A 17,365-nucleotide genomic window follows, 5' to 3' on the forward strand; every position below is an offset into this window, starting at 1 on the left:
CCCTGAATAAAATTTAGGGCTTTTTTTATGATTAATTTTAATGGAACTATAGTGTCGCAAGATGCTAATATAATGACTCAAAATCGTGCTTTTTTATATGGTGACGGCGTTTTTGAAACAGTGAAAATACTAAATAATAAAATTCTTTTTCTGGAAGATCATTATTTTAGGTTAATGTCGTCCATGCGTGTTGTACGAATGGAAATCCCGATGAATTTTACCATCGAATATCTGGAGGAACAAATCCTTTCTTTAGTTCGTACAAACTCATTGTCAGAGTCGTTTCGGGCCCGAATTACAGTTTACAGGAATGATGGCGGTTATTATTTACCACAAAATAATACTGTATCTTTTATAATTCATGCAGTAGCGCTTGAAACTACCATTTATGCAATTGATAAAAAGAATTATGAAGTGGATTTATATAAAGACTTTTATATTGCTAAACAATTACTTTCGTCTATTAAAACGACCAATAAAATCATTAATATTACAGGAAGTATTTTTGCGAATGAAAATGGATTAGACAATTGTTTATTGCTAAATGACAGTAAGAATGTGGTTGAAGCATTACAAGGAAATATCTTCATGCTATTGGGTAATAAATTGATTACGCCTCCCGTTTCTGAAGGTTGCCTGAACGGTGTTATGAGAAGGCAAATTTTAAGCTTAGCTAAAAAAATAGAAAATTTAGAGGTCGTAGAAGAAGTAATTTCTCCGTTTGATCTTCAAAAAGCAGATGAATTATTTATTACCAATGTCATAAAAGGAATTCAACCGATTACGCAGTACCGTAAAAAAGGATTTGCCACGAATATATCAGTTCAATTGTTGGGGAAACTTAATGAAATGATAAGTAGTACTTAATTTAAATACGGGTTTTCCGGTGCATTGGACCAAATTATGTAATCTCCACCGAGTTCAATAATTTGTTCTTTCCAGAAATGTGTTGCTGATTTTCCAATTATTTTATTCTCATACGTATTTGCAGTAATAATCCAAGAATTACTTTCGGTTTCACTTTCTAATTGGTTTTCATCCCATCCGGTGTAACCCAAAAAGAAGCGGATATTATCTTTGCTCACCGCTCCTGTATTGATGAGCTGTTTGGTGGATTCAAAATCTCCTCCCCAATATATTCCATTGGAAATTTCTATGCTGTTAGGAATTAGTTCCGGAATGTTATGGATAAAGTAAAGGTTATCTTGTTCTACCGGACCACCGTTGTAAATTTTAAAACTAGCATCAATATCCGGGATCAAATCATGAATGGTGTATTTCAAAGGTTTGTTAATAATGAAACCAACTGAACCCTCTTTATTATGATCTGCCAATAGTATTACCGATCTATTAAAAGATAGATCTCCAATTATCGTAGGCTCTGCAATAAGCAAATATCCTTTTTTTAATTTTTCTGAAATCATCGGGTTATATTTTTAATTAAATTTAAGTTTTTTATTATAATGGTACCAAATAAAATCGTTGAAATGTATAAAAAAACCTTCCAGATGGAAGGTTTCATTATATTGCGTAAACTTAGACTAGTTTACTGCGCCTTCTAATTCTGCACCTGCTTTAAATTTCACAACATTCTTAGCTGCAATTTGGATAGTTTTTCCTGTTTGAGGATTTCTACCGTCTCTAGCAGCTCTGGCTGAAACTGACCAAGATCCGAAACCTACTAAAGATACTCTTCCACCTTTTTTCAAAGTACCACCTACGTTTCCTAAAAATGACTCTAAAGCTAATTTTGCAGCAGCTTTTGTGATTCCTGCATCAGCAGCGATAGCATCGATTAATTCTGATTTGTTCATAATGAATAGTTATTAATTGTTGGTTAAAAAAAATTGTTAATACACAAATTTAGTAGGAAATACGTTCCTTGCAAGCGTTTTATGTTAATTTAGTTTATTTTGTTGATAACTTATTTTTTTTGTTGATAAATCAATAGTATTTTCTGGTTTGCATATAGAAACACCCCGTTTTTGTTGGTATTAATAGACTTTCGCATCGGTTGAAAAAGTAATTCCATTCAATAATTCTGGTGTACTCATTTTCTTTTTGCCTGGAAATTGTAAATTTAGTATTTGGACAAATCCATTTTGTACCGCTATCTTCATTTCTTTTTTGGTACAAAGTATAGTCCCAACAACATAATTATGTTCCTCTGAAATTATTGTAGCTTCGTATATTTTTACATTCCATTCGTCATTTTTATCTCCAAAGAAACACCAAGCAGCGGGATAAGGACTCAAACCTCGAATCAAATTGTTTATCTCCTGAGCTGATTTTGTCCAATCTATTTTGCAATTCTCTTTATTGAGTTTATAAGCTGTTTTGATATCGGCAGTGTCTTTTTGAATAATTGTCGACACATTTCCTTTTTCAATCATTTCCAAAGTGTCAATAACAGTCTTGCTTCCTAATTCCATTAATCGGTCATGCAAATGTCCCGCATTTTCGGTTGCATCAATTGCAATTTCCGAACTTAAAATCATCGCGCCAGTATCAATTTTGTCATCGATAAAAAAAGTGGTGACACCCGTTTTGGTTTCTCCATTTATGATTGCCCAATTTATAGGTGCGGCACCGCGATAATTAGGCAGGAGTGAAGCATGAAGATTAAAAGTACCTAAAGATGGCATTTCCCAAACAACTTTTGGCAACATTCTAAAGGCAACTACAATTTGTAAATTAGCATTCAACGCTTTTAATTCAGCTAAAAAAGTCTCGTCTTTTAAGTTTAAAGGCTGTAATAAAGTAAGATCGTGAGCCATAGCATATTCCTTTACTGCAGAATACTTTAATTTTTGTCCCCGGCCTGCCGGTTTGTCCGCAGCAGTGATTACACCTACAACCTCATAGTTGTTTTTGATTATTGTGTCTAATATTCCCACTGCAAATTTGGGAGTACCCATAAAAACAATTCGTAATTTTTCCATTATGATCGTATAGTATATTTGTTATTTGGTTTAACCAAAATTGTGTTGTTTTCTAATAAATCCTGAAGTACGCCAATAACTTCGTCCGTACTGTTTTTAGTTTTGTTTTGAATATCTCTTGAATTTAAATCTTCGGTTTGCAATAAGGCAATTATTTCTTTTGAAAGCAGCGATACATCTTTCTTCTTTATTTTCTTAGTAATACAAAAGGAACAAATGCCGCAATCAACGGTTGTTTTTTCACCAAAATAATTTAAAATTAACTTGTTTTTGCACACTTTTTTCTCACTAATGTAGTGGATTACGGATTGAAGCTGCTCTTTTTTTAATTGATTTTGATTCTCTAAATGTTTTGAAACCCGATTGATGGTTCTGTCATCTTCCCGAACTTCATTGAAAATTAATGTGGCATCATTATTTTTGGAATGGTAATCTATGATTTCTTTTTCTTTTAATTTATGTAAAACAGCCTGAATTTCAGTTTCCTTATGATTTGATTTTTTTGCAATCAACTGCAGGTTGAACGCGGTTTGCATTTCGTAAATCCCCGGATACGTTCGCAAAATGGCTAAAATAATTTCCTCATCGTTTGGATTTAAACTCATATACCGAATCACTTCTTTGGAAGGTATCAGAAACTGCATGGTAATTTTTTCTGAAAATTCTTGCGACAGGCTAATGATTCCTTGTCTGTCCAAGAATTGCATGGCATTGTAAGTTTTCAGTGTTGGGAATTCATATTTTAAACAAAAATGATGCAGATTGAATGTGAATTGTTCGTTGATTCCCTCTCCATAAGCGATTTGAAAATAGTTGCAGAGCTTGACATACATCAGATTCAAAAACTTTTTATCGGGAAGAATATTTATAAATTGGCTTTGAGCCTGAATACTATCGGATGGACTGGTCAATAAAACGGCAAAGGCTCTTTCTCCATTTCGTCCCGCACGACCGGCTTCCTGATAATAATTTTCCATGTTCTCCGGCAGCTGAATGTGGATTACAGTTTTTACATTGGCTTTGTCAATTCCCATTCCAAACGCATTTGTAGCCACAATAACCTGTACTTCTTCATTCATCCAGGATTCCATGTTTTTGTCTTTTTCTTTGGACGAAAGTCCGCCGTGATAATACGTTGCTTTAAATCCTAAGGAATTTAATTGGGAGGAAATATCCAGACACGACTTTCTGTTTCTTACATATATTATAGAAGGTTGTGGGTTTTTTTTCAGAATTTGTTCTATTCTAAAAAGTTTATCCTCGACCTCAAAAATCATGTATGCGATATTTTCTCTAGCAAAAGATTTTTCGAAAACTTGTGGTTTGTGTAATCCCAACTCATTGATGATGTCTTCTTTTACTCTTGGCGTCGCAGTGGCTGTCAAGGCTAAAAAAGGTACTGTTGGAAAATGCTTTTTTAATTCTGAAATTTTTAAATAAGCAGGTCTGAAATCATGTCCCCATTGTGAGACGCAATGCGCTTCATCTATGGTGATTAAATTGATGGGGAGATTTTTTATTCGTTCCAAAATCCAATCGGATTGAAGACGTTCTGGCGATAAGTAAAGGAATTTGTAATTTCCAAATTGGCAATTGTCCAGCAAATCAATCATTTCCTCGGATCGAATTCCGCCTGTTAATGCTATGGATTTAATGTTTCGCTTCTGCAAATTGGCGACTTGATCTTTCATCAGCGCTACTAATGGCGAAATGACCAGACAAATGCCTTCATTCATCATAGCCGGAATCTGAAAACAAACTGATTTTCCACCGCCGGTTGGCATCAATGCAAAGGTATCCTGACCGCGTAAAACGGAATCGATGATTTCGTATTGTAGCGACCTGAATTTGTCGTGTTTCCAATATTTTTGAAGAATAGCTACTGCTTCTTGCATAAAGTATAGATTTCATTTCATTGAAAAACAGTCCAAAGCATAAATCCTAAACCTGCAGACTATTTAGAAATTTCATCTAAGATAAAAAGAATTCTGTTATCCATCGTGTCTTTTGGAACTTCTATGAGTTCGTAACCGTAATTCTGATAGGTTTCCGTAAGATGATTGTAGATGAGTTTCGCTTGTTCGAAGTTTTCATAACGTTCGTCATCGCTAATATAGATTTCCTCCCATGGCGGAAGAATGAAGATTTTTGAGTAGGTATGTTCGCGGCAAGCGGCATCAAAAGTGGCAGGATAACTATCGCCAATGTAATGCATATACGCTAAAACATCCGGAATTCCTCTGTCGATAAAGACAACTTCATGAGGCTCATTTGAAGCATTTTGAAATTGTTTCTTCCTTCCTTCAAGAAGTAATTCGCTGAATAGCAAAGGTTTTTCAAGGAATAATTGCTCGATTCCTTGTTTTTTTGCTTCCAGAGTCAACTCCCGGGAAATTTCGGGATAACAACAATGTCCTTTAGCGACCAATCCGTCGATAATAGTGGTTTTACCTGTTCCTGGACCGCCAATGATAACTATGATTTCTTTTTGCACTTTTAAAAAATAAGGGGCAAATTTACTTAAACTTATCGGGATTTGAAAAAATCATTGCGGTTAAAATGCGATTAGACAAAAAATCATAATTCAAAATTCATAATTTACGTTTGAAACCGTATATTTGCCCTTATTTTTAAATAAAAAATGGATAAGAAGACTGAAGAATTTTATGATAGATTAAAAGTGGAACTGGATATGAGCAATACATGGCCAGCAGAATACTTATTTAAATTTATTGTACCAACAGTAAGTGATAACGTAGAACAAGTGGAGTTGGCTTTTGATTGTATGGGCGCGGTTATCAAAACCAGAAAATCCAAGACGGGAAAGTTTACCAGTATATCTGTTGATGTCACCATGAAAGATGCACAAGAAATAGTAGATAAATACCTAGAAGTTTCTACAATAAAAGGTATTATTTCCCTCTAGATATAAAATAAAATTTTTATGTATTATGCTCGGATAATTCTAATATTCGAAAAAAAGGCATAAGAATCAATATAGATACAATCGAATATGAATTCAAAATATATTAAAGAAAACTCGAACGATGTCGTGCATCATTTGGAATATAATGCAGAGAGATCGCATTTAATTATTCCGGAATATGGCCGTCATTTGCAGAAATTGATTGATCAGGCAACTAAAATCGAGGATGATGTAGAACGCAACAAAGCAGCAAAATACATTATTCAGGTGATGGGTAGTTTGAATCCACATCTTCGTGATGTGCCGGATTTTCAGCACAAATTGTGGGATCAGCTTTTTATTATGTCTGATTTTAAATTAGTGGCTGATTCACCGTATCCAATTCCTTCTCGTGAAGTTTTGCAGTTGAAACCGGATGTTTTAAAATACCCACAGAATTTTCCAAAATACCGATTTTATGGCAACAACATTAAATATATGATTGATGTGGCTAATAAATGGGAAGATGGCGAGATGAAAAGTGCTTTGGTGAAAGTGATCGCTAATCACATGAAAAAATCGTATTTGAGTTGGAATAAAGACACGGTAAAAGATGATGTTATTTTCGAACATTTATATGAACTATCCGATGGTAAATTGAATTTGATTCAGAGTACAGAGGAATTATTAAATACTACGGATTTATTACGAACCAACAAACGGGTTTCGAATAAAATTTTACCGGTTGGACAGCCAAAAATTCTCAGCAATAAGAATACAAAAACCGGAAAACCAAATCCGGTACACAAAAACCAAAACAGAAAACCTTTGTAAATCAGTTATAAATTAGTAGTCAAAAGTTATGAATTTTTTCAGTAATAACTTTTAGCTCATAACTTTTTAACTCATATCAAATAATTTATAACTCATACCTATAAAAAATGGGAATTTTCAAAATAGAAGGAGGCATTAGTCTAAAAGGAGAAATCACGCCACAAGGAGCTAAAAATGAAGCGTTACAAATTTTATGTGCCGTTCTTTTAACGCCTGAAAAAGTGGTAATCAATAATATTCCAGATATTATAGACATCAATAAACTAATTACACTTTTAGGGAATTTAGGAGTAAAAATCCAAAAAACAGGATCAGGTTCGTATACTTTTCAAGCGGATGAAGTGAACATAAGCTATTTAGAAACCGAAGCATTCAAGAAAGAAGGTGGTTCCCTGAGAGGTTCTATTATGATTGTTGGACCACTATTGGCACGATTTGGAAAAGGATATATACCGAAACCAGGTGGTGATAAAATTGGACGCAGAAGATTGGATACTCACTTTGAAGGATTCATCAATCTGGGCGCTAAATTCCGTTACAACAGAGAGGATCATTTTTATGGCGTAGAAGCACCAAAAGGATTGAAAGGTGCCGATATGTTATTAGACGAAGCATCTGTTACCGGAACCGCTAATATTGTTATGGCTGCCGTTTTGGCCAAAGGAAAAACAACAGTTTATAACGCTGCTTGTGAGCCTTACTTGCAACAATTGTGTAAGATGCTGAACTGCATGGGGGCTAAAATAACAGGAGTTGGATCTAATTTGTTGACCATTGAAGGGGTCGAAAGTTTAGGCGGTTGCGAGCATAGAGTTCTTCCTGATATGATTGAAATTGGGAGCTGGATTGGTCTGGCTGCAATGACAAAATCAGAGATTACAATAAAAGATGTCAGCTGGGATAATCTTGGCGTAATCCCGAATACTTTTAGAAAGCTAGGAATTACTCTGGAACGTCGCGGTGATGATATTTACATTCCTGCTCATGTAGATGGGTATGAAGTAAAAACGGATATTGACGGTTCTATTCTGACAATTGCTGATGCGCCTTGGCCTGGATTTACTCCGGATTTATTAAGTATTGTTTTAGTGGTTGCCACTCAAGCAAAAGGTGATGTTTTGATTCACCAAAAAATGTTTGAAAGCAGATTGTTTTTTGTCGATAAACTGATTGACATGGGAGCAAAAATAATGCTGTGTGATCCGCACCGTGCAGTTGTTATGGGACATGATTTCAAATCACAACTTAAAGCGACCACAATGTCTTCACCAGATATTCGTGCCGGAATCTCCTTATTGATTGCTGCGCTTTCTGCAAAAGGAACGAGTACAATTCAAAATATTGAACAAATTGACAGAGGATACGAACGTATTGATGAACGATTGAGAGCAATTGGAGCTAATATTGTAAGAGCATAAAGCAAATAAATAAGTATAAAATATCGTTTAAGTAAACCAGAAAAGATTTGAATCTAAAATTCAATTTGGTTTACTTAAACGATTTTAGTTTACATTCATCTATAATCAAAATACATGTCAAGCGAGCAAACGGCAATCAAGGCGACTTATTTTAGTATTATTGGAAATACATCTTTGGCGATTATTAAAGGTCTGGCAGGTTTTTTTGGAAATTCGTATGCACTAATTGCAGATGCAATTGAATCAACCACCGATATTTTCGCTTCATTTTTAGTGCTCTTTGGAATCAAATATTCAAATAGACCGGCAGATAAAAACCATCCTTACGGACACGGCAGGGCAGAGCCATTAATCACTTTTTTAGTTGTAGGTTTTTTGATTACTTCGGCGACGGTAATTGCTTATGAAAGTATCGTTAATATTAGAACGCCTCATCAATTGCCAAAACCGTGGACCTTATTAGTTCTTGGGGCAATTATCATTTGGAAAGAATATTCTTTTCGTTTGGTGATGAAACGAAGTATTGAAACCAATAGTTCGTCACTTAGAGCCGATGCCTGGCACCATCGCAGCGATGCAATTACATCTGTGGCTGCATTTCTTGGGATTTCGATTGCTTTGATTTTAGGAAATGGTTATGAATCTGCGGATGATTGGGCAGCACTTTTTGCTTCGGGATTCATACTTTATAACAGTTACCTTATTTTTAGACCTGCCTTGGGCGAAATAATGGACGAACATTTATACGATGATTTAATAGAAGAAATTCGAGTAATTTCGCTTACGGTGGAAGGAATTATTGATACCGAGAAATGTTTCATTCGAAAAGCCGGTATGCAATATCACGTAGATTTACATGCTACTGTTGATTCAAATATTACCGTGAAAGAAGGACACGATCTTGCTCATAAACTAAAAGATACTTTGCGGGAAGAAATTCCGGAATTGGGACATGTGTTGATTCATGTGGAACCGAATGACTAGATTTTTATCCAATACAATTAAAAAAGGCACCGAAATTATTTTCTGGTGCCTTTTTTAATTCGTTATACTTTTGTCACATCGAGCGTAGTTGACATGCAATACTAGTTCTTACTGCGCTCGACCTGATAATAATCCTTAATTATTTATATTGTTTTTTTTACTCCAATATATTTAAAAACTTAAGCCCAAAAACCACGCCGTCACCTTGAAAACCATTTTGGTACGAACGAACATAATCCACACGAAGCATTTTAAATTTACCAAAACCTAAATTGTCCAGTCCAACGGTGACTTCTGTATAAGGTTTGTTATTGGGCGTAGACAGCGCATGAGCTCCCAGTATCAAAGTTGATTTTAGTTTGTTCAACAAAGGTATTTTATTCATGATATAGCCTTTGTCGTTGTATTCCGTATGCGCTTCAAAATAGCTGTCATTCGTACTGTTAGAATAATATGGGAGCAAGTTGAATACATTCAAATAGCGTTCAGATTGCCCAATATGGGTTTGGTTTCCATTAAAATGCTTGTAATCTATAAAAGCAATATTATCCGCATTCAGAAATTTTCCTGCTTTTAGATTCAATCCTAAAACTCCTTTATTTCCCAAGGTTAAATCGTATGTTAATCGGGTGTTGAAATGGTCAAATTCATACTTCTTTTCGTTGGCAGCAACTGCTTTTTCATAGCCTAAATAAAGAGTCGGATATTTTTCATTGCGGATGTTAAATTTCCCATCGGGACGGGAGGAATACTTGTTTCCAAAATTGATTTTTGCAAGTAAATTGATTTTTGTCAAATGGTGTTTTTCAAAACCTGGACTGGTGAAATCATTTGGTGCCAATGGATTATTCGAAGTGTAAAAATCGTCCTTGTTAAACAAAGAAAAATCAGTATTGTTGAATAATGGTTTGCGTTGTTGGTATTCTAATTTTCCGTTGAGGTTCACTCCATTTGCAATATCCTGGCTGTAGCCAATTGCCGCAGATTCCAGATTGTACAACTTCATGAAATTGTTCTTGAAAATTAATGAGCTTATCGAATTTATCGCTTTGCTGATGGGTTCATTCGGATTAAATTGCTTTACGGAACTGCCTCCCGTCATATATAAAGTGGCATAATTCTGATTGTTGAACCGATGGATAAATTGTCCGGTGACACGCAAACGATCTTCAGCAAATCCGTAATTGAGTTTTGTACTGATGGAAGTGTAAATTCCTTTATTTTCCTGATTTTTCCAATTGGTATATTTAAATCCCGAATCAAAATTATATCCTTGTACCGTATTGAAACTTAGCGAACCAACATTTAATAATCCCTCGTAACTAAAACTGTGTTTTTCGGCACTATTCTTATAGGTGTAACCGGTCAGTAGCTTTAGTAATTTAAATTTATTTTCTTTTGCATCAATTGAATCTAAGTATTTTTCTGAATTTCGGACTTTGTAAATGCTGTCTTTTCTGATATAATCCGTGCTTTCTTCCATTGTTAAGGGAATGGGTCTGTTTGTATTCCAAAATAAGCTGTCTTTTTTATTGGCATTTATTTCGATGCGCGTAATTTCATTTGTAAATGTTTTGGCAGCAAAAGTATCTATGAATTCATAATTGCTATAGACGTAATTGTATTTTCCATTAAATTTTATCCCAAAAGCGCCTGCTGTAATTTCGAGACTTTGGGTGTTTTTGGCCCAAATTTTATTACTGTTGTTGTAACTGAAGTTTTGTTTTAAGGTCATCAAATCTAGAAATTCCTCTTTTATGCGGTAACCTTTTATATCCAAATCAACTGCGTAAATTGCCCAGGAATCTTCCACAATATAAATGTATCCTTCAAAAACAGGTTCGCTGTCACGCTTTGCCATCACTTTTAATTTGTTGATCATATTTTTATTCTCGTCAAAAAACGTGCTTTCTAAGGTGTAATTATAGTAGTTAAAAGCGTTGTTTGCTATTGGAGAAATCATTTGGACACCGCCAAAATCGATGGTATTGTCATAGAAATCATAAAACGAAGATCTGGCAGTGTTGTAGCTGTAGCCATTGTCTCTGCCGCTTACTTTTGAGGCAGTAACTACTTCTTTTAAGTTGTTAGGTTTTTCAAAGGCTATTTTTGAAAAGGTTTCCGATAAGGAAATAATCCCGGTTCCGGTAGAATCCAAAGCACCATTCAAATCACCAATTTTTTGCCCTAATATTTTTTTCGGTGCATTTTTTAATTTAAAAATACCTCTGGAATAAAAGTCAGCGTTGAATCGATTTGTTTTTTCGGTGTTTTGTTTTCTGCTGGCAATCGCACTTTTTATAATTGCCAAAGCCGGATTATTTTTTTTGCTGATGATTACTTCGTTCAACGAAAAACTTTCTTCGATCATTTTGATATTCAAAGAATAAGGTAATTTATCGGTTTGTATCGCTACTTTTTGGGTTTTAAAACCTAAAAACTGAAAGACAACCGTTTGTTTTCCTTTTTTATTTAAATTAAATTCATAGTTTCCCTGTTCATTTGAAGTAGTCCCATTATAAGTGTCTTCCTGAAAAATAGTGACAAAAGGCAAGGAGTTTCCTTTTTCATCCGAAACGGTTCCTTTTATCTGTGCATTGCTGACAAATGAGAGTAAAATAAGCAGAAATAAGTAGTATTTTTTCATGAAAGTTTTTTCTTTCACAAAAATAGAAGAAGTTTAAAAAGACCGTATTAATTATTTGTTAAAGATTTTGTTAGGAGGTAATTAATCTGTTCTAATCTTTGAAATCTGTGGCAAAGAGATGTAGCGTTTTATTGAAATACTGCATTAAATTTATGCTGTAACTTATTTCTTAAGACTATAAAAAAGACTGTACCGCCAACTCATAACTTTTTAATCCAAAACCCAGAATAACTCCTTTTGCATTTCCTGAAATATAAGATTGATGTCTAAAACTTTCACGGGAAAACGTATTTGAAATATGAACTTCGATCACTGCTGTTGTAATCGCTTTGACCGCGTCGCCAATTCCTATCGAAGTATGCGTGTAAGCTCCAGCATTCAATATAATACCATCGAACGAAAAACCATATTCCTGAATTTTGTCAATTAATTCACCTTCAATATTACTCTGAAAATAAGTAAATTCAATCGTTGGAAATTGGATTTGCAAAGTGGTAAAATATTCTTCAAAAGTTTGACTTCCATAAATTTCTGGTTCGCGTTTACCAAGAAGGTTGAGGTTTGGTCCGTTGATGATACTGATTTTCATAATTCTAGTTTTTGTAAAAATAAAAAAAACCGTTCTATTAATAGAACGGTTTTAGTAAATTTAATTTTTAATCTTTCTAGAAACGTAATCCTGCGGAAATCTGAACAACTGAGTTCTTAACTTCTGCGTCTCTTGAAGCCTCGGTTAGTCCTAAGACATAACGGCCTTGTAGAAAAATGTTTTTTGTCACGTTTAAAGTTAAACCTCCTGCCACTCCAAATTCAAAAGATTCAGAATCTTTAAAATTAACATTTTTTCTTTCGCTTAATAAAAAAGAAGCTTGTGGACCAAGATCCAAACTAATGGTTTTATTGAAATTAAATTTAGCTAAAACAGGTATGGATATATATCCCAATTCATTTTTAAATTCTTCAAAAGCATTTTTGTAAGTAGCTCCCTGAGTGGAATACAATAATTCGGGCTGCACAGAAAAACCATCGGTCACTTTAATTTCTGCTAATAAACCCACGTGGTAACTGGTAATAGCTTCTTTGTTGTAATTATCAGTATTAATAGTAATTCCGCTTCCGGACTGATTCGCGTAATTTAGACCACCTTTGATCCCAAATTTAAATAATTGTGCTTGCATGTCAATAGATCCTGCAAGAAGAACGAGCGCAACTAAGATTATTTTTTTCATAAAATGATATTTAATTTGTGTTAATTATTTAGATTTAAAACTCGCTATTTAGAAAATTATTGCACATTTCTATAAAACAAAATAATTGTAATGAATAGATAAAAACTAAAAACAGGATTATCAAATTGGTATTTTTAGTAATTAATACTATTTGAAAATACGTAATATTATAATTATTTATAATTTCCAATACACGTTTCATGCCAAAAAATGAATATTAAATCTTACTTATTATTTAATTGTCTGTTTTTGAACGTAATATATTGACAGTCAACGAGTTTAAGTAATTAATTACGAATCAGAGTTTTGTTTTTTTACCTTTACGGTAATAAAATTTAAATAACAGATCATGAAAAAAATTACTTTTTTATTAGTTACAGTTTTCACATTTGGATTTGTGAATGCTCAAGACAAAGAAAATATGTCTTTTGGAGTTAAAGGAGGTTTAAATATTTCTTCAATTTCTAATCTTGATGAAGATGGAATAAATAAAGACCCTCTAATAGGATTTCACATAGGTTTTTTTGGAGAATTTATGATAAGTGATCAATTTGCTGTTCAGCCTGAAGTATTATATTCAACTCAAGGAGTGATAGCAAATTTTGACGGCGAAAAAGCAGATTTTAAATTAAACTATATCAATATTCCAGTTATGGCAAAATATTATGTAGCTGATGCTTTTAGTCTTGAATTGGGTCCGCAAATTGGCTTTTTAGTGTCTGCCGATGTAGAATCTGAGGGAGTATCTGTCGACATTAAGGACGAAACCAAATCTGTTGATGTTAGTTTGGGATTTGGCGCCAGTTATATTTTTGCTGAAAAATTTATGTTCGGTGCACGTTATAACTTGGGTTTAACACGAGTTCAGGAAGATGTATTTCCGGGAGATTCCGAATGGAAAAATTCAGTTTTTCAAATCTCTGTCGGTTACAAATTCTAAAGAAAGAAAATATTTGTATTTACCTTCCGTCACAGCGGGAGGTTTTTTTATGCATATATTTCTTTTGGAGTAAGCTTTATAATTTTAATATCTTATTGTCGTTAAAAACAGTACCTTTTTCAATAACAATTTATTAGATTTGTTTTGAAAATTTTAATTCTTACAAAAATGAAAAAAGTAATTTTAGCAGTCGCTGCAATGTTAGTATTCATAACTGGTCATTCTCAAAAAGAAGGTGGATTTAGAGTTGGCTTAGATGCTGGCTTTGTACCTTCAAGCGGTGGCGGTGGAGCTTTATTGTCGTTGGAACCAAAATACAATATTGCGGATAATATGAACATTGGTTTACGAATAGGAGTTGCTGCCAAAGTTAGAAATGTAAATTTCTCTGATGCCGATACGAGTACAAAAGCATCGGCTAGTAACTCTTATGTAGCTACCTATGATTATTATTTTAATACAGCTGAAAAAACTTTTGTTCCTTACCTTGGTGCGGGTCTGGGGTATTATAATATAGCAAATATCGAATTTGATGATACAGATAATTCTAATGATTTTAATGCAGATGCGTCAGGTAAATTCGGAGGATTAATAAGAGCCGGTTTTGAGTGGAGTAAATTTAGAATGGGATTAGAATATAATTTAGTGCCGGAATCTACTTTTCAAGATATCAGTGGTAATAATAAAGGGACAGTTGCAAATTCCTATTTCGGAATTCATTTGGGATTTTTTGTAGGTGGAGGGAAATGGGGAAAATAAGCCTGTGATTCAATAAATTGTTTTTAAAACCACTTGATACAGTGGTTTTTTTATACCTAAAATAGTGTTTCTTTGTATTTATGAATTGGAATACCTATATAAAAAGTTATCAATCATATCTGAAAATTGAGCGCGGATTGTCTAAGAATACAATAGAAAACTATTCTTTTGATATAGAACGTTTGTGCCTTTTTTTAGATCAAAATAATATCTCTATTTCACCAATACAAATTGGAGAAGAAACCGTGCAACAGTTTATTTATAACGTTTCAAAGGAAGTCAATCCGCGTTCACAAGCTAGAATTATCTCGGGTCTCAAGAGTTTTTTCAGCTATTTGATATTTGAAGATTATAGATTAGACAATCCACTGGAACTTATAGAAACACCCAAAACCGGTCGTAAACTGCCTGATACTTTATCTGTGAATGAGATTGATAATCTTATTGCGGCTATCGATTTAACGACCAACGAAGGCGAACGCAACCGTGCAATGGTCGAAACACTTTATGGTTGCGGGCTTCGGGTTTCAGAACTAATTACATTAAAAATTTCCGATTTATTTCTGGACGAAGATTACATTAAAATCACCGGAAAAGGAAACAAACAACGTTTTGTGCCCATAAGTGAAATTACTCAGCGATACATTAACATCTACCGTGAAACGATTAGAACACATGTTACAGTTCAAAAAGGTTTCGAAGACACTTTATTTTTAAACCGGAGAGGTAAACAACTGACCCGAGCTATGATATTTACGATCATTAAAAATTTAGCCGTAAAAACAGAATTAAATAAAACGATTAGTCCGCATACTTTGCGCCATTCGTTTGCCACACATCTACTGGAAAATGGAGCTGATTTACGTTCAATACAATTGATGTTAGGCCATGAATCAATTACCACCACAGAAATTTATGTTCATCTTGATAGAAAATTTCTAACTCAAGTTATAAATACCTTTCATCCCAGAAAGAATTCAGATTTAAAATAAAGATAAGGCTAAAATAAAAAAAAAACGTACTGATTTTAAATCAATACGTCCTTTTAAATCGTTTAGTTTTTCTTTAACTAAAGAATAAGTCTATTTTATTTAGCAATGTTTACTGCTCTTGTTTCGCGAATTACAGTTACTTTAACCTGTCCCGGATAGGTCATCTCCGTTTGTATTTTTTGTGAGATATCAAAAGATAAGCTGGCAGCATTTTCATCCGAAACTTTCTCACTCTCTACAATAACACGAAGTTCTCTACCTGCTTGAATTGCGTATGCGTTTTTAACGCCGCTGAATCCGTAAGCTACTTCTTCAAGATCTTTCAAACGTTGAATATAAGAATCCAACACTTGTCTTCTTGCTCCCGGTCTTGCTCCTGAGATTGCATCGCAAACCTGAATGATTGGTGATAATAATGATTTCATTTCAATTTCATCGTGGTGTGCTCCAATAGCGTTGCAAACCTCTTCTTTTTCACCGTATTTCTCCGCCCATTGCATTCCTAATAATGCGTGTGGTAAATCACTTTCGGCATCCGGAACTTTACCAATATCGTGTAATAAACCAGCTCTTTTAGCCAGTTTTACGTTTAGACCAAGTTCAGCAGCCATGATTCCACAAAGCTTAGAAACTTCACGCGAGTGTTGTAGTAAATTTTGTCCATAAGAAGAACGGTATTTCATACGACCTACTACTTTAATTAATTCAGGGTGTAATCCATGAATTCCTAAATCGATAACGGTACGTTTACCAACTTCTATAATTTCATCGTCAATTTGTTTAGCAGTTTTGGCAACTACTTCTTCAATACGAGCAGGGTGAATTCTTCCGTCAGTTACTAATTTGTGTAATGCCAAACGCGCAATTTCTCTTCGAACTGGGTCAAAACAAGAAAGGATAATCGCTTCAGGCGTATCATCTACAATAATTTCTACTCCGGTAGCAGCTTCCAGTGCGCGAATATTTCTACCTTCACGACCAATGATTCTACCTTTTACATCATCCGATTCAATATTGAATACTGAAACACAGTTTTCTACTGCTTCCTCAGTTCCAACTCTCTGAATGGTATTGATAATAATTTTTTTAGCTTCTTGTTGTGCAGTCAATTTAGCTTCTTCAATAGTATCTTGAATGTGCGACATTGCCTTGCTTTTAGCTTCAGCTTTCAATCCTTCTACTAATTGATCTTTAGCCTCTTCAGCAGATAAACCAGAGATAACTTCTAATTGTTGCAATTGACTTTTGTGCAATTTGTCAACTTCAGCTTGTTTCTTGTCTAGATTTTCAATTTTAGTAGTGAATTCTAGAGTTTTTGCTTCAAAATCATCGTTTACTTTTTTAGCTTTTGATAATTCATTTGATACTTGAGATTCCTTGTCACGGACTCTTTTTTCTATTTCAGCAACTTTTTTATCGCGGGATAAAATAACTTGCTCGTGTTCTGATTTTAATTCAATAAATTTCTCTTTTGCTTGTAGAATTTTATCTTTTTTTATGTTTTCGGCTTCCAGATTAGCATCTTTCAAAATGGATGCTGCCTCTTTCTTTGAGTTTTTAATTAGGTTGGAAATATTGCTTTTTTCTATCAGTTTGGCGATGCCAAAACCTGCTGCAATACCTAGAAATCCTGTAATAATAATCGTTAATATGTTGTCCATGTTTGTTAAAATTTATATATAAAAAAGCCTACATTAGAGTGAATTGAATAAACT

The 17,365-nt window shown here is 34.0% G+C and carries 17 protein-coding genes; 8 read left to right on the top strand and 9 right to left on the bottom strand.

The window, feature by feature from the left end; all coding sequences use genetic code 11:
* Positions 1-27: 27 nt before the first annotated feature.
* Positions 28-867 carry an aminotransferase class IV gene (locus tag E0F89_RS12450; protein WP_131910109.1) on the top strand — a complete coding sequence of 280 codons (840 nt, stop codon included), beginning with the start codon at positions 28-30 and terminating at the stop codon, positions 865-867.
* On the opposite strand, the gene E0F89_RS12455 is transcribed toward E0F89_RS12450, so the two are convergent.
* The 5 genes from E0F89_RS12455 to E0F89_RS12475 all read right to left on the bottom strand — a co-directional run bounded on the left by E0F89_RS12455 (position 864) and on the right by E0F89_RS12475 (position 5,436).
* Positions 864-1,424, bottom strand: a complete 561-nt coding sequence (locus tag E0F89_RS12455) for a YqgE/AlgH family protein (protein ID WP_131910110.1) — start codon at positions 1,422-1,424, stop codon at positions 864-866. The two genes, E0F89_RS12450 and E0F89_RS12455, sit on opposite strands and share 4 nt — an antisense overlap.
* Positions 1,425-1,541: 117 nt before the next feature.
* Complete coding sequence (locus E0F89_RS12460) at positions 1,542-1,814, bottom strand: HU family DNA-binding protein (RefSeq protein ID WP_073017033.1); 273 nt, start codon at positions 1,812-1,814, stop codon at positions 1,542-1,544.
* Positions 1,815-1,994: 180 nt separating this feature from the next.
* Positions 1,995-2,942, bottom strand: coding sequence for a methionyl-tRNA formyltransferase (fmt, locus tag E0F89_RS12465; protein WP_131910111.1), 948 nt, complete (start codon positions 2,940-2,942; stop codon positions 1,995-1,997).
* A complete protein-coding gene (locus E0F89_RS12470; protein WP_131910112.1) occupies positions 2,942-4,837 on the bottom strand; it encodes a RecQ family ATP-dependent DNA helicase in 1,896 nt (631 codons plus the stop codon). Before E0F89_RS12470 ends, fmt begins: the two co-directional genes overlap by 1 nt.
* A gap of 59 nt (positions 4,838-4,896) precedes the next feature.
* Positions 4,897-5,436, bottom strand: a complete 540-nt coding sequence (locus E0F89_RS12475) for an AAA family ATPase (protein ID WP_131910113.1) — start codon at positions 5,434-5,436, stop codon at positions 4,897-4,899.
* A 147-nt stretch (positions 5,437-5,583) separates the two neighbouring features.
* Between E0F89_RS12475 and E0F89_RS12480 the strand changes: the two genes are divergently transcribed.
* From E0F89_RS12480 to E0F89_RS12495, 4 genes are all read left to right on the top strand, one after another.
* The gene (locus E0F89_RS12480; RefSeq protein ID WP_131910114.1) at positions 5,584-5,868 is read left to right on the top strand and encodes a DUF493 family protein; all 285 of its coding nucleotides are present in this window, start codon (positions 5,584-5,586) and stop codon (positions 5,866-5,868) included.
* Positions 5,869-5,955: 87 nt separating this feature from the next.
* On the top strand, positions 5,956-6,681 hold the full coding sequence (locus E0F89_RS12485) for a DUF4290 domain-containing protein (RefSeq protein WP_131910115.1): 726 nt from the start codon (positions 5,956-5,958) through the stop codon (positions 6,679-6,681).
* Positions 6,682-6,788: 107 nt separating this feature from the next.
* Positions 6,789-8,099: a UDP-N-acetylglucosamine 1-carboxyvinyltransferase gene (murA, locus tag E0F89_RS12490; RefSeq protein WP_131910116.1), complete on the top strand. Its 1,311-nt coding sequence runs from the start codon at positions 6,789-6,791 to the stop codon at positions 8,097-8,099.
* Between the two features lie 114 nt (positions 8,100-8,213).
* A complete protein-coding gene (locus E0F89_RS12495; RefSeq protein WP_131910117.1) occupies positions 8,214-9,083 on the top strand; it encodes a cation diffusion facilitator family transporter in 870 nt (289 codons plus the stop codon).
* Between the two features lie 157 nt (positions 9,084-9,240).
* On the opposite strand, the gene E0F89_RS12500 is transcribed toward E0F89_RS12495, so the two are convergent.
* The 3 genes from E0F89_RS12500 to E0F89_RS12510 all read right to left on the bottom strand — a co-directional run bounded on the left by E0F89_RS12500 (position 9,241) and on the right by E0F89_RS12510 (position 12,959).
* The gene (locus E0F89_RS12500) at positions 9,241-11,730 is read right to left on the bottom strand and encodes a DUF5686 and carboxypeptidase regulatory-like domain-containing protein (RefSeq protein WP_131910118.1); all 2,490 of its coding nucleotides are present in this window, start codon (positions 11,728-11,730) and stop codon (positions 9,241-9,243) included.
* A gap of 175 nt (positions 11,731-11,905) precedes the next feature.
* The gene (locus tag E0F89_RS12505) at positions 11,906-12,319 is read right to left on the bottom strand and encodes a type II 3-dehydroquinate dehydratase (protein ID WP_131910119.1); all 414 of its coding nucleotides are present in this window, start codon (positions 12,317-12,319) and stop codon (positions 11,906-11,908) included.
* Positions 12,320-12,395: 76 nt separating this feature from the next.
* Entirely contained in the window at positions 12,396-12,959 is a 564-nt protein-coding gene (locus E0F89_RS12510; RefSeq protein ID WP_131910120.1) for a porin family protein, read from the bottom strand.
* A gap of 349 nt (positions 12,960-13,308) precedes the next feature.
* On the opposite strand from E0F89_RS12510, the gene E0F89_RS12515 reads away from it, so the two are divergent.
* From E0F89_RS12515 to xerD, 3 genes are all read left to right on the top strand, one after another.
* Positions 13,309-13,899 carry a porin family protein gene (locus E0F89_RS12515; protein WP_131910121.1) on the top strand — a complete coding sequence of 197 codons (591 nt, stop codon included), beginning with the start codon at positions 13,309-13,311 and terminating at the stop codon, positions 13,897-13,899.
* A 168-nt stretch (positions 13,900-14,067) separates the two neighbouring features.
* Positions 14,068-14,658 carry a porin family protein gene (locus tag E0F89_RS12520; RefSeq protein WP_131910122.1) on the top strand — a complete coding sequence of 197 codons (591 nt, stop codon included), beginning with the start codon at positions 14,068-14,070 and terminating at the stop codon, positions 14,656-14,658.
* Between the two features lie 80 nt (positions 14,659-14,738).
* Positions 14,739-15,650 (top strand): site-specific tyrosine recombinase XerD, encoded by a 912-nt coding sequence (xerD, locus tag E0F89_RS12525; protein WP_131910123.1) that lies wholly within the window; start codon positions 14,739-14,741, stop codon positions 15,648-15,650.
* Between the two features lie 95 nt (positions 15,651-15,745).
* Here xerD and rny read toward each other — a convergent pair whose 3' ends face one another.
* Complete coding sequence (rny, locus tag E0F89_RS12530; RefSeq protein WP_131910124.1) at positions 15,746-17,311, bottom strand: ribonuclease Y; 1,566 nt, start codon at positions 17,309-17,311, stop codon at positions 15,746-15,748.
* Between the last annotated feature and the right edge of the window lie 54 nt (positions 17,312-17,365).

Origin of the sequence: Flavobacterium caseinilyticum, from assembly GCF_004349085.1 — a bacterium.
GTDB classification, from domain to species: Bacteria; Bacteroidota; Bacteroidia; order Flavobacteriales; family Flavobacteriaceae; genus Flavobacterium; species Flavobacterium caseinilyticum.

Excerpts from the sequence above, each read along its gene's own strand:
- E0F89_RS12495 (WP_131910117.1), top strand. The coding sequence starts at position 8,214 with ATGTCAAGCGAGCAAACGGCAATCAAGGCGACTTATTTTAGTATTATT.
- rny (WP_131910124.1), bottom strand. The coding sequence starts at position 17,311 with ATGGACAACATATTAACGATTATTATTACAGGATTTCTAGGTATTGCA.
- E0F89_RS12450 (WP_131910109.1), top strand. The coding sequence starts at position 28 with ATGATTAATTTTAATGGAACTATAGTGTCGCAAGATGCTAATATAATG.
- E0F89_RS12485 (WP_131910115.1), top strand. The coding sequence starts at position 5,956 with ATGAATTCAAAATATATTAAAGAAAACTCGAACGATGTCGTGCATCAT.
- E0F89_RS12500 (WP_131910118.1), bottom strand. The coding sequence starts at position 11,730 with ATGAAAAAATACTACTTATTTCTGCTTATTTTACTCTCATTTGTCAGC.
- E0F89_RS12505 (WP_131910119.1), bottom strand. The coding sequence starts at position 12,319 with ATGAAAATCAGTATCATCAACGGACCAAACCTCAACCTTCTTGGTAAA.
- E0F89_RS12470 (WP_131910112.1), bottom strand. The coding sequence starts at position 4,837 with ATGCAAGAAGCAGTAGCTATTCTTCAAAAATATTGGAAACACGACAAA.
- E0F89_RS12515 (WP_131910121.1), top strand. The coding sequence starts at position 13,309 with ATGAAAAAAATTACTTTTTTATTAGTTACAGTTTTCACATTTGGATTT.
- murA (WP_131910116.1), top strand. The coding sequence starts at position 6,789 with ATGGGAATTTTCAAAATAGAAGGAGGCATTAGTCTAAAAGGAGAAATC.
- E0F89_RS12460 (WP_073017033.1), bottom strand. The coding sequence starts at position 1,814 with ATGAACAAATCAGAATTAATCGATGCTATCGCTGCTGATGCAGGAATC.
- fmt (WP_131910111.1), bottom strand. The coding sequence starts at position 2,942 with ATGGAAAAATTACGAATTGTTTTTATGGGTACTCCCAAATTTGCAGTG.
- E0F89_RS12520 (WP_131910122.1), top strand. The coding sequence starts at position 14,068 with ATGAAAAAAGTAATTTTAGCAGTCGCTGCAATGTTAGTATTCATAACT.
- E0F89_RS12510 (WP_131910120.1), bottom strand. The coding sequence starts at position 12,959 with ATGAAAAAAATAATCTTAGTTGCGCTCGTTCTTCTTGCAGGATCTATT.
- E0F89_RS12455 (WP_131910110.1), bottom strand. The coding sequence starts at position 1,424 with ATGATTTCAGAAAAATTAAAAAAAGGATATTTGCTTATTGCAGAGCCT.
- xerD (WP_131910123.1), top strand. The coding sequence starts at position 14,739 with ATGAATTGGAATACCTATATAAAAAGTTATCAATCATATCTGAAAATT.
- E0F89_RS12480 (WP_131910114.1), top strand. The coding sequence starts at position 5,584 with ATGGATAAGAAGACTGAAGAATTTTATGATAGATTAAAAGTGGAACTG.